The sequence below is a fragment of the Streptomyces sp. NPDC012825 genome, assembly GCF_042900925.1.
Lineage (GTDB): Bacteria > Actinomycetota > Actinomycetes > Streptomycetales > Streptomycetaceae > Streptomyces.
Genome location: NZ_JBIBBZ010000018.1, coordinates 1 through 14,297, shown reverse-complemented (window position 1 = coordinate 14,297; position 14,297 = coordinate 1). Strand labels below are relative to the sequence as shown.

Genomic DNA, 14,297 nt, shown 5'->3' with positions numbered 1-14,297 from the left:
GGGCCTAGGCGGTGTCCCCGAACGCCCTCAGGACGCGCTCGGCGGCCAGCGTCGCCGTCAACTCGCCGTCTTTGACCTGCCGTTCGAGCAGGGGCGCGAGCTCCTGGACCGCCGGGTTCGTGCGCAGCCGGTCGAGGAGTTCCTCGCGGACCATGGTCCAGGTCCAGTCGACCTGCTGGTCCTGGCGCTTGGCCGTGAGGCGGCCGGTCGAGTCGAGCAGCGCGCGGTGCCGCTCCAGGCGCCCCCACACCTCGTCGAGGCCCGAGGACTCCCGGGCGCTGCAACTGAGCACCGGCGGCGTCCAGAACGCGTCGGCGCCGTGCATCAGCCGCAGCGCGCCCGCCAGTTCGCGCGCGGCGGCCCGCGCGTCGCGCTCGTGCGGGCCGTCCGCCTTGTTGACGGCGACCACGTCGGCCAGTTCCAGGACGCCCTTCTTGATGCCCTGGAGCTGGTCGCCGGTGCGGGCCAGGGTCAGCAGCAGGAAGGAGTCGACCATGTTGGCGACGGCCGTCTCCGACTGGCCGACGCCCACCGTCTCCACCAGGACCACGTCGTACCCCGCCGCCTCCATGACGACGATCGACTCCCGGGTCGCCTTCGCGACCCCGCCGAGCGTGCCGGCGGTGGGGGAGGGGCGGACGAAGGCCGCCGGGTCGACGGCGAGCCGCTCCATCCGCGTCTTGTCGCCGAGGATGGAGCCGCCCGTACGGCTCGACGACGGGTCGACGGCGAGGACCGCCACCCGGTGGCCGAGCCCGGTCAGCATCGTCCCGAACGCGTCGATGAAGGTCGACTTGCCGACCCCGGGCACCCCGCTGATCCCGATCCGCACCGCCCGGCCGCTGTGCGGCAGCAGCTCGGTCAGCAACTCCTGGGCGAGGGCCCGGTGCTGGGGCCGGGTGGACTCGACGAGGGTGATCGCCCGGGCGATCAGCGCGCGCTTCCCGTCGAGCACCCCCTTCACGTACGTGTCGAGTCCGATCACAGGTCGTGCCCGAGGCCGGCGGCGAGGCGCGTCACCAGGTCGTGGGCCGCGTCCGGGATGACGGTGCCGGGCGGGAAGACCGCCGCCGCGCCCATCTCCAGGAGCGTCGCCACGTCCTGCGGGGGAATCACCCCGCCGACCACGATCATGATGTCCTCGCGGCCCTCCGCAGCCAGCTCCTCCCGGAGCGCCGGCACGAGGGTCAGGTGACCCGCGGCCAGCGAGGAGACCCCGACGATGTGCACGTCCGCCTCGACGGCCTGGCGGGCGACCTCGGCCGGGGTCTGGAACAGCGGGCCGACGTCCACGTCGAAGCCCAGGTCGGCGAAGGCCGTGGCGATCACCTTCTGGCCGCGGTCGTGGCCGTCCTGGCCCATCTTGGCGACCAGGATGCGCGGACGCCGCCCCTCGGCCTCGCCGAAGGCGTCGACCAGGGCCCGGGTGCGCTCCACGGAGGGGGACTCCCCTGCTTCGTTGCGGTACACACCGGAAATGGTACGGATCTGGCCCGCGTGGCGCCCGTACACCTTCTCCAGGGCGTCCGAGATCTCGCCGACGGTGGCCTTCGCGCGGGCCGCGTTCACGGCCAGTTCGAGGAGGTTGCCGTCGCCGCCGGCCGCCCGGGTGAGCGCGGCGAGCGCGTCCTGGCAGGCCTGCTCGTCCCGCTCCTCGCGCAGCCGCCGCAGCTTGGCGATCTGCTGGGCGCGGACGGAGGAGTTGTCGACCTTGAGGACCTCGATCTGCTCGTCGGTCTCCACCCGGTACTTGTTGACGCCGATCACCGGTTGCCGGCCGGAGTCGATCCGGGCCTGGGTGCGGGCCGCGGCTTCCTCCACGCGCAGCTTGGGGATGCCCGCGTCGATGGCCTTCGCCATGCCGCCGGCGCCCTCGACCTCCTGGATGTGCTGCCAGGCGCGCCGGGCGAGGTCGTAGGTCAGCTTCTCGACGTACGCGCTGCCGCCCCACGGGTCGATGGTCCGGCAGGTGCCCGACTCCTGCTGGAGGAGGAGCTGGGTGTTGCGGGCGATGCGCGCCGAGAAGTCGGTCGGCAGGGCGAGCGCCTCGTCGAGCGCGTTGGTGTGCAGCGACTGGGTGTGGCCCTGGGTCGCCGCCATCGCCTCCACGCAGGTGCGGGTGACGTTGTTGAACACGTCCTGGGCGGTCAGCGACCAGCCCGAGGTCTGCGAATGGGTGCGCAGGGAGAGGGACTTGGTGTTCTTCGGGTCGAACTGCCTCACCAGCTTGGCCCACAGGAGGCGGGCCGCGCGCAGCTTGGCGACCTCCATGAAGAAGTTCATGCCGATCGCCCAGAAGAACGACAGGCGCGGGGCGAACGCGTCCACGTCGAGCCCGGCCTCGCGGCCCGCGCGGATGTACTCGACGCCGTCCGCGAGGGTGTACGCCAGCTCCAGGTCGGCCGTCGCGCCCGCCTCCTGGATGTGGTAGCCCGAGATGGAGATCGAGTTGTAGCGCGGCATCCGCTGCGAGGTGTAGGCGAAGATGTCGGAGATGATCCGCATCGAGGGTCCGGGCGGGTAGATGTAGGTGTTGCGGACCATGAACTCCTTGAGGATGTCGTTCTGGATGGTCCCGGCCAGCTTCTCGGGCGGTACGCCCTGCTCCTCGGCGGCCACGATGTAGAGCGCGAGGACCGGCAGGACGGCGCCGTTCATCGTCATCGACACCGTCATTCTGTCCAGCGGGATGCCGTCGAACAGCTGGCGCATGTCGTAGATCGAGTCGATGGCGACGCCGGCCATGCCGACGTCGCCGGTGACGCGCGGGTGGTCGCTGTCGTAGCCGCGGTGGGTCGGCAGGTCGAAGGCGACCGACAGGCCCTTCTGGCCGGCCGCCAGGTTGCGCCGGTAGAAGGCGTTGGACTCCTCGGCGGTGGAGAAGCCCGCGTACTGGCGGATCGTCCAGGGCTGGTTGACGTACATCGTCGGGTACGGGCCGCGCAGGTACGGAGCCATGCCCGGTCGGGTGTCCAGGAAGTCGAGGCCCTCCAGGTCCTGCCCGGTGTAGAGCGGCTTGACGCCGATGCCCTCCGGGGTCTCCCAGAGCAGGTCGCCGCCGGCCGCCTTCTTGACGGCCGCGCGCCACTCGTCGGGGCCGCCGGCGGCGGCGGGGGACCCGAGTTCGATCCCGGAGAAGTCGGGGACGGTCATCGGGACACTCCCATGCGGTCGAGGGCGGTGGAGAGGAGGGCGACGGCGTCGCAGCCCGCGAAGAGGTACGTGTCGACACCGGCGTACCGCGCGGGGCGGCCGGCGAGCAGGACGTGCTCCGCCCCCGCCGCGCGCAGCTCGGCCGCGGTCTCCTCCGCCCGCTCCTCGTACAGCGCGTCGCTGGAGCACAGGCAGGCCTCGCGGGCGCCGCTCTCCTCGAACGTGCCTCCGGTGACCGGCTCGACGCCGCCCGCCTGGAAGAGGTTGGCGGCGAACGTCAGCCGGGCCGAGTGCGCGGCCGCCGGGCCGAGCGCGGCCAGGTAGACCTTCGGCCGGGCGCCGGTCGCCGCGAGGTGGGCGTCGGAGCGGGCGCGCAGCGCCTCGTACGCCTCGTCGCGCCGGACGCGGGGAAGTCCGCCGGAGGGCGGCTCGGGCGCGGGGGCGCGCTCGACGGGCTTCTCCGCGAGGTGCGGGAACTCGCTGACGCCGGTGATCGGTTCGCGGCGGGTGGCGAGCTTCTTGCTCCGGGCGGCCCAGGTCCCGGCCAGGCGCTCGCCGACGAAGCCGGAGCGCAGTGCGGTCTCCTGGCCGCCCTCCCGCTCGATCGTGCGGAAGAACTCCCAGGCGGCGTGGGCCAGTTCGTCGGTGAGCCGCTCCACGTACCAGGAGCCGCCGGCCGGGTCGACGACCCGGGCGAGGTGGGACTCCTCGATGAGGACGGTGGAGGTGTTGCGGGCGATGCGGCGGGCGAAGGCGTCCGGCAGGCCGAGCGCGTCGTCGAAGGGCAGCACGGTGACGCTCTCCGCGCCGCCGACCCCGGCGGCGAGCGTGGCGATCGTGGTGCGCAGCATGTTCACCCACGGGTCGCGGCGGGTCATCATCACCGGCGAGGTCACCGCGTGCTGGCGCTGCGCGCCCGCCTCCGGGGCGCCGGAGACCTCGGCCACCCGGGCCCACAGCCGGCGCGCCGCGCGGAGCTTGGCGATCGTCAGGAACTGGTCGGCGGTGGCCGCGTAGCGGAACTCGATCTGCCCGAGGGCCTCCGCGACGCTCAGGCCCGCCCCGGTGAGTCCGCGCAGGTAGGCCACGCCCGTCGCGAGGGAGCAGCCCAGCTCCTGCGCGGCCGAGCCGCCGGCCTCGTGGTACGGCAGGGCGTCCACGGTCAGGGCCCGCAGGCCCGGGTACCCGTCGGCGCAGCGGCGCGCGAGACCGGCGACGGACACGAGGTCGTACGCCTGCCGGCCCGTGCGGGCCTCGTGGCCCAGCGGGTCCGCGCCCAGGTTGCCCCGGGCGGCGTCCGGGGCGATGCCCCGCTCCTCGTACAGGCGGAGGAGGCGCTCGGCGGCGGCCGCGGTCTCGTCGCCCGCGTCGAGGACGACGGGCGCGAGGTCGAGGTAGACGCCGTCGAGGACCTTGTCCAGGGAGCCGACCGGGATGCCCGTGCCGCCGACGCCCAGCCAGAGGGAGGTGACGCCGTTCTCCAGGTCGGAGAGGACCGCGCCGTTGTCGGCGGTCAGGTGGCGCTGGCGCACGTCCCAGCCGCCGGTGGTGTTGCCCTCGGCCCGGCCGCCGCGCACGAAGGGCGCGAAGCCGGGCAGGCCGGGGTCGGGCGCGGCGTCGCGCGCGGTGTACAGCGGGCGCGTGTCGAGGCCGTCCTCCAGCAGGGTGGACAGGGCGTCCTCGGCTTCGGGGCCGGAGAGCTCCTTGCCCGATTTGCGCAGGACGCCCGCCACGAGGTTTTGCCACTGCTCATGTGGCGCGTCAGGGAATTCGGACGCCAGGGAAAGCCCGTCGTCAGGCAGGACCGTCATGCTCGGATGCTAGGGGAGATCGACAAGAGAGCAGGAGAGCGCACGACTGTGACCTTCTTCTCTTCACCCCTCGTGAGTTAGGTTAGGCTTGCCTAAGTGTTCGGTTCGGCCTTTCCGTCCCCTGCCCCGGGAGAACTCGCATGCGCCCCTCCAGCCCCCGCGCCGCCCGCCCCACCCCCGCCGAACGCGTGCGCTCGATCCTGACCGCGGCCCACTCCATGACCGTCGTCACCGACGGGGGCGAGCAGGAGGTGCACCGCCTCGACGGCACGGGCCCGATGGGCCACATCCACCTGCACGACCCCGCCGAGCACCGCCCCGCCGGGAGGACCGCACGCCTCCCCGTACGCCTCGAACTCACCGACATCGCCCCCACCCCGGTCCGCGACCGCCTCCGCGCCCGCGTCACCCTCACCGGACTCCTCGACGCCCCCTACACGTCCGAGGCCGCCCGGAGCACCTGCATGGAGTTCGGCCAGGCGCTCCTGGAGGACGCCGACGGACGCACCTTCGTCGCGCTCGACGAACTCCTGGCGACCGAGCCCGACCCGATGGCCGGCTGCGAGGCGGCCATGCTCACCCACCTGGTCGACGAACACGCCGAACTCGTCCCGCTGCTGCTCCGCCTCGTCCGGCCGCTTCCCGGCCGGGACACGGTCCGCGCCCTCCCCGTCGCCCTGGACCGCTACGGCATCACCCTCCGCCTCGAACACCGCACGGGCCACCGGGACGCCCGGCTGGCCTTCCCCACCCCCGTCACCGGCGTCGACGAGGCGGGCCCCCGCATCCACGCGCTCCTCGCCGCGGCCCGCCGCTCCTCCCACCCCAACCGCCTGCCGGCCTGAACGGCCCCGCCCCCGCGCTCCGTCGAGATGCCGAAGCGGGGGCGCGGACGAAGAATGGACGGGTAGGCCCGCACGCCGGCGCCGGAACCGCTCGGGGATCCCCTACCGGGACACGGCCACGCCATGAACGCAGGAAGCCCGGTCGAGGGCCGGACGCCACCGCAGAAGGGCGCCCTGTACCGCACGGGCCACTGGTGCGCCCGTCACTTCGTCGTCGTCATCGTGCTCTGGCTGGCCGCCGTGGCGGGCCTCCAGCTCCTCGACCGGGCCGTCGGCGGCCAGTACTCCGACGACTTCGACCTCCCCGGCGTCCAGTCCGCCCAGGGCCTCGACGTCCTCAAGGCGCACGACCCCGCGGCTGGCGGCTACGGCGCCCAGATCGTCCTGAACCGGCCCTCCGGCCCCCTCACGGACGAGGCGTCCGCCGTCAACTCCACCGTCACCGCCCTGGAGAAGCTGCCCGACGTCCTCGGCGCCCAGAACCCGCTGCCGCCACCGGGCACCGCCCCGCCCGCCACCCCCGCCGGGACCCCCGACACCGGACCGCTCTCCACCGACGGCAAGACCGCCTACATCACCGTCCGCTTCAGCGTGCCGCCCTCCACCCTCGGCACCGACTACCTCAACGGCGTCGACACGGCCGTCCAGCCGCTCCGGGACGCCGGCGTCACCGTCGAGTACGGCGGCACCCTCGGCGAACTGGCCCGCCCCCAGGCCGACGACCGCACCAGCGAGGCCATCGGCTTCGCCGTCGCGATCGTGGTCCTCGTCATCGGCTTCGGCAGCCTGATCGCCGCCGTCCTGCCCCTCGTCACGGCGCTCCTCGGGGCGATCTGCGGCCTCGCCCTCCTCGGCCTCATGGCCGCCGCCTTCACCTTCGGCACCGTCTCGCCCACCCTCGCCACGATGATCGGCCTCGGCGTCGGCATCGACTACGCGCTCTTCCTCATCACCCGCCACCGCCAGAACCTCATGAACGGCCGCGATCCCGCCGACGCGGCGGGCCTCGCGACCACCACCAGCGGCCGCGCCGTCCTGGTCTCCGGCTGCACCGTCGTCATCGCCCTCTCGGGCCTCTGGGTCTCCGGCGTCACCTTCATCGGCAAACTCGGCCTCGCCGCCGCCTTCACGGTCGTCACCGCCGTACTCTCCGCGCTCACCCTCGTTCCCGCCCTGCTCGGACTCGTCGGCCGCCGCGTCGACCGCTACCACGTCCGCAGGCCCGTCGCGGAGACCGACGCCGAACCCGGGGCGCCCGCCCACGGAACCTGGCACCGCTACGCCCAACGGGTGGAGAAGCGCCCCTGGTGGTTCCTGACCGGCGGCGTCCTGCTCCTCCTCGTCCTCGCCTTCCCGCTGCTCTTCATCCAGCTCGGCCACATCGGCGACGGCGCCGACCCCGAGTCCTTCACCGACCGGCGGGCCTACGACCTCGTCTCCACGGCCTTCGGCCCCGGCGCCAACGGCCCCCTGACCCTCGTCGTGGACCAGTCGGCCGTCCCCGCCGACGACCGGGCGGCCCTCGCCACCAAGCTCCAGCAGTCCCTCGCCGACGTCCCGAACGCCGCCTCCGTCACCCCCCTCCAGCCCACCTCCGACGGACAGGTCCTCGTCGGCACCGCCTACTCGGTCGCCTCCCCGCAGGACGAGCGGACCACCGAACTCACCGACCACCTCGTCGACGACGTCCTGCCGCAGGCGGTCGCCGGCACCGACGCGCAGACCTACGTCACCGGCACCACGGCCGCCCAGGTCGACTTCCTCGACCTCGTCTCCAGCCGCCTCCCGCTCATCATCGCCGTGGTGGTCGCCCTCGCCTTCCTCGTCATCCTGATCGTCTTCCGGGGCCTCCTGGTCGCCCTCAAGGCCGCCGTCCTCAACGTCCTCTCCATCGCCGCCTCGTACGGCGTCGTCGTCGCCGTCTTCCAGTGGGGCTGGGGCGGACCCGCGCTCGGCGTCTCCGGCAAGGTGCCCATCGAGAGCTACGTCCCGATGATGATGTTCGCCATCGTCTTCGGCCTGAGCATGGACTACGAGATCTTCCTGCTGTCCCGCGTCCGCGAGGCCTGGCTGCGCACCGGCGACCCCAAGGCGGCGGTCGCCCACGCCCTGGAGATCACCGCCCGGGTCATCACCTGCGCCGCGCTCATCATGGTCAGCGTCTTCGCGGCCTTCGTCGTCTCCGACAACATCGTCGTCAAGATGCTCGGCCTCGGCCTCGCCGCCAGCGTCCTCATCGACGCCACCGTGGTCCGCCTGCTCCTCGTCCCCGCCGTGATGACCCTCCTCGGCCGGCACGCCTGGTGGACACCGCACCGGCTGGACCGGATCCTGCCGCACCTGGACACCGAGGGAGAGGGCGAGGCCACACCGGAACGGACCCCGGCCGCGGGCGGACCTCCCGGATCTCCCGGACCTTAGGGCCCGGCCCGCCCGGCGGTCGGGCGGTCGTGACCCCCGCCGCGCCACTTCGACACCCGCCTCGCCGCCGACGGCTCGTACACCTACGCGGTGGGCACCGAGGAGCAGCGCGCGACCGTCGAGGGCGTCCCGGGCGTCACCTTCCTGCCGCTGTCCGCGGCCACCCCGACGGCCAAACACCTGCTGATCCTGCGGAACACGGTGGACGGGCCCGGTTTCGACGGGGCGATCCAGCGGGTGCCGGTGGGCAGCGACCCGGCCCGTACCGCCGGGATCACGGGCGCCCACCACCCCCGTACGGGCTACTGCGACCTGTCGACGCCGACCTCCTCCGGTCCGGACGGCTGCCCGGTCGCCTGATCCCCGGCGCGCCCCCGTGCCGCGGCGGGCCGGCCCCCGTTCAGCTCCCCGAGCAGTTTCCAGGTGCGGCGCCGGTCGTCCTCGCCGTTCATCTCCGTCGCGGTGAACACCACCTCCGTCGCCCCCGCCTCGCGGTAGCGCCGTATCCCCGCCGCGACGGTCTCCTCGTCGCCGATCAGGGCCAGGTCGGCGGCCCGCTCGGCCCCGGAGAGCCCGATCACCCGCTGATAGGAGGGGATCCGCTCGTAGAGCGCGAGGGCCTCGGCCGCGGTCTCCCGCACCGCGTCCGGGGCGGACGTGACCACGCCCGGCACGAGGGCCACGACCCGGGGCGCGGGGCGGCCCGCCGCCTCGGCGGCGGCCTGGACCGCCGGCACGACGTGCTCGGCGAGCGCCCGGGGCCCGGCCAGGAACGGCAGGATCCCGTCGGCGAGTTCACCGCTGACCCGCAGCGCCTGCGGTCCCATCGCGGCGACCAGGACCGGCACCGGCGGTTCGGCGCCCGGCACCGCCGCCGAGTACGGGGTCGTGGCGGTCAGGAGCTCCCCGTGGAAGTCGGCGTCGCCCGTTTCGAGCAGCGGACGCAGGGCGGTCAGGAACTCCCTGAGCAGCCCGATCGGCCGCTCGTACGGGATGCCGAAGCCGGTCTCGGTCAGGTGCCGGGTGCCGAGGGCGAGCCCGAGGTGGTAGCGGCCGCCGGTGGCGGCCTGCGCCGTCTGCGCCTGGGACGAGACGACCAGCGGGTGCCGGCCGAAGACGGGGATCGCGGCCGTCCCGACCTGGAGGCCCGGCACCTCGCGCCCGACGATCGCGGCCAGCGAGGGCGAGTCGTACGCGAAGGACTGGCCGAACCACGCGGAGTGCAGGCCGGCGTCGCGCGCCTCCCGCGCGAGCCGCACCGTGTCGTCGATCGGAAGCTGACGTGAGGTCGAGCCGAGCGTTGCTCCGAGAGTCATGCATCCGGCAACGGGCCCCGCCCGGAGGGGAATTCCCGTTCCCGTGTGACGAACACGTGTCGTGGGGGAGCGCGGGGGGAGCGGGGGACCGGCGGCCCGCCGCACTCCGCGAGGGACGATGGGGGCATGAGGACTCTCGCCGAAGTGGACGCACTGGCCGACCGCGCGCACGCCGGACAGGTCGACAAGACCGGCGCCCCGTACGTCGCACACGTCCGCGCGGTCGCGGCCGGCCTGGCGCCCCTCGGCCCCGAACTGGCCATGGCCGGCCTGCTGCACGACGTCGTCGAGGACACCGACTGGACGGCGGAACGGCTCCGCGCCGCCGGGATCCCGGACCGGGTCGTCGCCCTCGTCGAAGCCGTCACCAACCGGCCCGGTCTCACGTACGAGGAGAAGATCCGCCGGATCACCGCCGACCCCGACGCCACCCTCGTGAAGATCGCCGACAACGCACACAACAGCCGCACCGACCGGTCCGCCGCGCTCCCGCCCGACCAGCGGGAACGGCTCGCCGCCAAGTACCGCGCGGCCCGCGCCGTCCTCTGGCCCGCCGCCGACCCCGACCGGATCGCGACGATCCTGCGCGTGGTCAACCCGGACCTCCTGGCCGAACTGGACGGCCCCGCCCCGGGTGCCGGTACGCCTTCCTGATCCGGTACGGACCGGCCCGGTACGGCCTGGCACAACCCGGCCCGGCCTGACCCGATCCGATCCGGCCCGGTAGAGCCCGGCCCAGTGCAACCCGACCCGCCCGGACCCGCTGTGACCCGGCTCACGGGAACCCGTTCCGGGCGCCGGACAGACCACAGACGTGAACACCGACACGCGCGCACGCATCCGGGACGGGGATCCCTCGGCCTTCGCCGAGCTCTTCGACGCCCACGCCCGGGGCGTCTACAACCACGCCTTCCGGCTGACCGGCGACTGGTCGGTCGCCGAGGACGTCATGGCGGCGACCTTCCTGGAGGCGTGGCGGCTCCGGAGCAAGGTCGACCCCGACGGCGGATCGCTCCGCCCCTGGCTGCTCGGCGTCGCCACCAACGTGGCCCGCAACCACTGCCGGGGCAACCGCCGTTACCGGGCGGCCGCCGCCGCGTACGCCGCGGCCGTCCCCGAGGCCTCCGTGCCCGACCACGCCTCCGAGGTCGCCGGACGGCTCGACGACCGCCGCCGCATCGCCGCCACCCTGCGGGCGCTCGCCACCCTGCGCCGCACCGAACGCGAGGTCCTCGTCCTCTGCCTCTGGGAGGGCCTCGCCTACACCGAGGTGGCCCGCGCCCTGAGCGTCCCCGTCGGCACCGTCCGCTCCCGGCTCTCGCGCGCCCGCGCCCGGCTCCGCGACGGCGCCGAGGACGAACTCGCCCGGGAGGGAAGGAGATCCGATCCGCCGGAACGGGAACCCGCCCCCCGCTCCCGGCAGACAACAGGTGACCGCGCGACCGCGGTCCGGCCCGCGCAGGAAGGAACCCGATGAACCCCGAACCGACCGACCCCCGTACGGCGAACCGCCACGGGACCGGGGACCCCTCGGTGGTCCTCCCGGCGATCGGGGAGCGGGACCTCCCCCCGTGCCGCCACCAGTTCCACAAGGAGCGCCTGATGAACCGGATCCACGAGGACCGCCGCGCCGCCGCCCCCCGCGCGTCCCGCGACCCCTTCCTGCGGAAGGCCGTCCTCCTGCCGGCCGCCACCGCGCTCGCCGGCGCGCTCGCCGTCGGCGTCCTCGTCCTCGCCCCGGGCGGAACCCCGGCCACCGGCGACGACCGCGCCACCGGACCCGCCCTGACCACCACCGTCGGCGCCGTCGACGCCCACGGCGCGCCCCGCCTCCTCGACCGCATCTCGCTCGCCGCCGCCGGGACCGAGGCCCCGCGCCCCCGTGCCGGCCAGTACGTCTACATCGAGACGCTGAGCGCGTCCACGTACGTGAAGACCGTCGACGACGTCAGCACCCTCGTCGGCGAGCCCCTGCACACCCGGCAGTCGTGGCGGTCGCCCGACGGCCGCAAGGGCCGGCTGATCGAGCCGGGCAACACCGGCCCCGAGGGCATCACCCTGGAGGGCACCGACGAGCGGGGGAACGTGCCGGAGCCGCACCTCGGCGCGCCCTCGCACGACTACCTCGCCACCCTGCCCACCGACCCCGACGAGCTGCTGCGGAAGATCTACGAGGAGACCGAGGGACAGGGCAACGGCAGGGACCAGCAGGCCTTCACCACCATCGGCGACCTGCTCACCGAGAGCTGGCCGACCCCCGGACTCACGGCGGCGCTCTACCGGGCCGCCGCGAAGATCCCCGGCGTGGTGACGGTCGACGGCGCCACCGACGCCGCCGGCCGCAAGGGAGTCGCGGTCGCGCGGCTCGACGAGTTCAGCGGACAGCGCACCGAGTGGATCTTCGACAGCGGGACCCTGACCTTCCTCGGGGAGCGCACGGTCCAGGTGGTGGGCAGCGACGGCGAGGACGGCCTCATCAAGCCCGGGACCGTCGTCTTCACCCACGCGATCATGGTCCGGGCCTTCGTCGACGAGATCGGGGCGACGCCCTCCGCCACCGGCTTGCCGGGGTAGACGACGAACAGGTCGTCCACCGACCGGGCCGTTGCGGGTCGCCTTCACCGGACCGGCTGTCGGCCGGGGCCACGCAGGCGTTCCGCACCCGGCACCCCGACTGCGGGGCCCCGGTCGAAGAGGCGTACCTGCCGCAGGTCCTGCCATGGCTGCCGGCGGTGAGGTGGACATCGTGCCGACCTGCTGTCCGATGCATGAGGAGGGCATCGTCATGGGGTTGGCCCTGGTGAAGGAGGTACGCGTGCTCGCCGCGCCGACAGGGCACCCGTTCGCCCGCCGTGCGACCGTTTCCGTCGAGGATCCGGCTCGCGTGATCGTGCCGCAGATCCCGAGACGCTGCCGGAATGCCTGCGACAGGACCGGGCGCCGTGCCGGCCCCCGCCGGGAGGCCGATCGCGCTCGGTCCGTCGGCCATGACGCTCGACGAGACGCTGACGCCGGTGGGCGCGGGGGAGGGGGCTTCGCCGTCGGCACCCGCACAAGGTGCTGTTTCACCCGCCCCGATGTCGTTCACGTCCCCTTCGAGGACGCCGCGCCGGTGGACTGGGACCTGGTACGGCCCACCGACGGTGCGACGGCCCGTGTTCGTGCCTTCGGTGAGGCAGCGTTCCACCCGGTGCAGGCACCCGCGTGAAACCCCTGAGGTCGGAGACGGCCCGGACGCCGTCCGGGCAGAGCGCACAAGCGCCGGATCGACGACCCGCGACCCCGGCACTCCCGGCGAAACCGACCGTGCTTCGTGTCCGCGGAAATGAGTCGTTCCGAGATGCCGGGGACCCCTGCCGGGCCGTGTCCGTTTCTTACCCGAGTGCCACGCACCGGCACAGTGCCGCCGAACAGCGAGGGAGGTTCGGGTGTCAGCAGGGCAGCAGGGCCGTGACGGTCTTTCCTCCGTCTGCCCGGCGAGTGACCGCGGTACTTGTGGAGAGTCGGGTGATCATCGGCCAGCCGAACCCGCCGGCACCGCCGTTCAGGTCGGGGGTGCGCACGCGTGGGACGTGGGGGCTGGAATCGTGTACGGCCACTTCGATGCCGTTCGGGCCGGTGGCCAGGACCAGGGCGCAGGTGCCGCCGCCGTGACGGAGAGCGTTGGTGACGAGTTCCGAGACCACCAGGACCACGGTTTCAGCGGCTTCGGGCGTGAGTGAGGGGACGAGCCCCTCGAGGAAGTGTCGGGTGCTGTCGCGGGCGGCGGCGATGGATCCGGGAAGACGGCCGCTCACGACGTCGACGCTCATCATGTCCATCAGGACCCCCTGTCTCTGGTTTCGCCCATGACCGTTGCTCCGCGTCCATCACGTCTGCCCCGTACATATGGTCATCAATCAGGCATACCTGCTCTTCGGTCCCGTGGAAGTGTCGCTCGACACCGGTTATCTGTCTGTCCGGCAAACAAAAATCTGTGTTCGCCGTAGTAGACATTCGTCTTCAGCGCAGCTATGTTTTCTCTTGTAGGCGAGAAGGACAGCAAGGCCTGGCAGAGATGAACTGCCGGCAAGCGGTATCAGCGGTACACGCAGTAGCAGGACGGTACGGCGGTGGAGTTCCGGAGCCGGGGTTGTGCAGGACGGCGACGGAGCTGGCGGCCGGACCGGGTGGCCCGCGGTGATCAGGGGCCACCGACGCGAGACCGCGGTCATGGCAGATGCGGCCTCGTGAAAGCAGTACCCGGCAGTGAAGTCAGTGAGCGGTACCCCAGCAGTAAGCAGTTGGTCACCGAGGAGAGAACGGAGGGGCGAAGCGCCATCGGGATCGCCCGGACGCAAGCACTGGGTCCGGGTACCGCAGGACATCGTGAGTGAGGTGGTCTCCGGTCGAGCAACCGCGATCCCCACGATCCCGACAGCAGCCGGGTCGGGTCCGTGGACACAGGAGGCCGGCGCAGTGTCAGGGCCGGCAGGTGGTGTAGTAGTTCCTTCGGGGCCCTGGTGCCGTACGGCACCAGGGCCCCTCAACGCGTTCCGGAGAGAGGTGCAGGTGACAGCAGACGACACGCGCGGGCGTCTCGACGACGACGACTATCCCGCCTACACCATGGGCCGGGCCGCCGAGATGCTCGGCACCACCCCCGCCTTCCTGCGCGCCCTGGGCGAACACCGCCTGATCACCCCGCTGCGCTCCGAGGGCGGCCACCGCCGCTACTCCCGCTACCAGCTGCGCATCGCCGCACGCGCCCG

The 14,297-nt window shown here is 73.2% G+C and carries 13 protein-coding genes; 8 read left to right on the top strand and 5 right to left on the bottom strand.

All coding sequences use genetic code 11. The annotated features are described in order from the left end of the window. Nucleotides 1–4 precede the first annotated feature (4 nt). The 3 genes from meaB to ACFY7E_RS27255 are packed head-to-tail and all read right to left on the bottom strand — an operon-like array spanning nucleotide 5 to nucleotide 4,964. Nucleotides 5–985 (bottom strand): methylmalonyl Co-A mutase-associated GTPase MeaB, encoded by a 981-nt coding sequence (gene meaB, locus ACFY7E_RS27265; RefSeq protein WP_389489288.1) that lies wholly within the window; start codon nucleotides 983–985, stop codon nucleotides 5–7. Continuing rightward, a complete protein-coding gene (gene scpA / locus ACFY7E_RS27260) occupies nucleotides 982–3,153 on the bottom strand; it encodes a methylmalonyl-CoA mutase (protein WP_389489286.1) in 2,172 nt (723 codons plus the stop codon). The genes meaB and scpA overlap by 4 nt, the downstream gene beginning before the upstream one ends. Further along, a complete protein-coding gene (locus ACFY7E_RS27255) occupies nucleotides 3,150–4,964 on the bottom strand; it encodes a methylmalonyl-CoA mutase family protein (protein ID WP_389489284.1) in 1,815 nt (604 codons plus the stop codon). The genes scpA and ACFY7E_RS27255 overlap by 4 nt, the downstream gene beginning before the upstream one ends. 140 nt (nucleotides 4,965–5,104) lie before the next feature. Here ACFY7E_RS27255 and ACFY7E_RS27250 point away from each other — a divergent pair, with 140 nt between their 5' ends. The 3 genes from ACFY7E_RS27250 to ACFY7E_RS27240 all read left to right on the top strand — a co-directional run bounded on the left by ACFY7E_RS27250 (nucleotide 5,105) and on the right by ACFY7E_RS27240 (nucleotide 8,590). Continuing rightward, nucleotides 5,105–5,809, top strand: a complete 705-nt coding sequence (locus tag ACFY7E_RS27250; RefSeq protein WP_389489282.1) for a DUF2470 domain-containing protein — start codon at nucleotides 5,105–5,107, stop codon at nucleotides 5,807–5,809. Nucleotides 5,810–5,932: 123 nt separating this feature from the next. Further along, nucleotides 5,933–8,230, top strand: a complete 2,298-nt coding sequence (locus tag ACFY7E_RS27245; protein WP_389489280.1) for an MMPL family transporter — start codon at nucleotides 5,933–5,935, stop codon at nucleotides 8,228–8,230. Nucleotides 8,231–8,320: 90 nt separating this feature from the next. Further along, a complete protein-coding gene (locus tag ACFY7E_RS27240) occupies nucleotides 8,321–8,590 on the top strand; it encodes a hypothetical protein (RefSeq protein WP_389489277.1) in 270 nt (89 codons plus the stop codon). Here ACFY7E_RS27240 and ACFY7E_RS27235 read toward each other — a convergent pair. Next, nucleotides 8,533–9,546: an LLM class F420-dependent oxidoreductase gene (locus ACFY7E_RS27235; protein WP_389489275.1), complete on the bottom strand. Its 1,014-nt coding sequence runs from the start codon at nucleotides 9,544–9,546 to the stop codon at nucleotides 8,533–8,535. The genes ACFY7E_RS27240 and ACFY7E_RS27235 overlap by 58 nt on opposite strands. A 126-nt stretch (nucleotides 9,547–9,672) precedes the next feature. On the opposite strand from ACFY7E_RS27235, the gene ACFY7E_RS27230 reads away from it, so the two are divergent. From ACFY7E_RS27230 to ACFY7E_RS27215, 4 genes are all read left to right on the top strand, one after another. Next, the gene (locus ACFY7E_RS27230) at nucleotides 9,673–10,200 is read left to right on the top strand and encodes an HD domain-containing protein (RefSeq protein WP_389489273.1); all 528 of its coding nucleotides are present in this window, start codon (nucleotides 9,673–9,675) and stop codon (nucleotides 10,198–10,200) included. Between the two features lie 160 nt (nucleotides 10,201–10,360). After that, nucleotides 10,361–11,023 carry an RNA polymerase sigma factor gene (locus ACFY7E_RS27225; RefSeq protein WP_389489271.1) on the top strand — a complete coding sequence of 221 codons (663 nt, stop codon included), beginning with the start codon at nucleotides 10,361–10,363 and terminating at the stop codon, nucleotides 11,021–11,023. Further along, nucleotides 11,020–12,120, top strand: coding sequence for a CU044_5270 family protein (locus ACFY7E_RS27220; RefSeq protein WP_389489269.1), 1,101 nt, complete (start codon nucleotides 11,020–11,022; stop codon nucleotides 12,118–12,120). The genes ACFY7E_RS27225 and ACFY7E_RS27220 overlap by 4 nt, the downstream gene beginning before the upstream one ends. Nucleotides 12,121–12,265: 145 nt before the next feature. After that, nucleotides 12,266–12,754 (top strand): hypothetical protein, encoded by a 489-nt coding sequence (locus ACFY7E_RS27215; protein ID WP_389489267.1) that lies wholly within the window; start codon nucleotides 12,266–12,268, stop codon nucleotides 12,752–12,754. A 223-nt stretch (nucleotides 12,755–12,977) separates the two neighbouring features. Here the strand turns inward: ACFY7E_RS27215 and ACFY7E_RS27210 are convergent, their stop codons facing one another. Beyond that, entirely contained in the window at nucleotides 12,978–13,367 is a 390-nt protein-coding gene (locus tag ACFY7E_RS27210; RefSeq protein WP_389489265.1) for an ATP-binding protein, read from the bottom strand. A 730-nt stretch (nucleotides 13,368–14,097) separates the two neighbouring features. Between ACFY7E_RS27210 and ACFY7E_RS27205 the strand changes: the two genes are divergently transcribed. Then, nucleotides 14,098–14,297 (top strand): MerR family DNA-binding transcriptional regulator (locus ACFY7E_RS27205; RefSeq protein WP_389489263.1); only part of this gene is annotated, 200 nt, incomplete at its 3' end.

Coding starts and splice junctions, on each gene's coding strand:
- scpA (WP_389489286.1), bottom strand. CDS start 3,153: ATGACCGTCCCCGACTTCTCCGGGATCGAACTCGGGTCCCCCGCCGCC.
- ACFY7E_RS27255 (WP_389489284.1), bottom strand. CDS start 4,964: ATGACGGTCCTGCCTGACGACGGGCTTTCCCTGGCGTCCGAATTCCCT.
- ACFY7E_RS27250 (WP_389489282.1), top strand. CDS start 5,105: ATGCGCCCCTCCAGCCCCCGCGCCGCCCGCCCCACCCCCGCCGAACGC.
- ACFY7E_RS27245 (WP_389489280.1), top strand. CDS start 5,933: ATGAACGCAGGAAGCCCGGTCGAGGGCCGGACGCCACCGCAGAAGGGC.
- ACFY7E_RS27235 (WP_389489275.1), bottom strand. CDS start 9,546: ATGACTCTCGGAGCAACGCTCGGCTCGACCTCACGTCAGCTTCCGATC.
- ACFY7E_RS27230 (WP_389489273.1), top strand. CDS start 9,673: ATGAGGACTCTCGCCGAAGTGGACGCACTGGCCGACCGCGCGCACGCC.
- ACFY7E_RS27220 (WP_389489269.1), top strand. CDS start 11,020: ATGAACCCCGAACCGACCGACCCCCGTACGGCGAACCGCCACGGGACC.
- ACFY7E_RS27215 (WP_389489267.1), top strand. CDS start 12,266: ATGGCTGCCGGCGGTGAGGTGGACATCGTGCCGACCTGCTGTCCGATG.
- ACFY7E_RS27210 (WP_389489265.1), bottom strand. CDS start 13,367: ATGGACATGATGAGCGTCGACGTCGTGAGCGGCCGTCTTCCCGGATCC.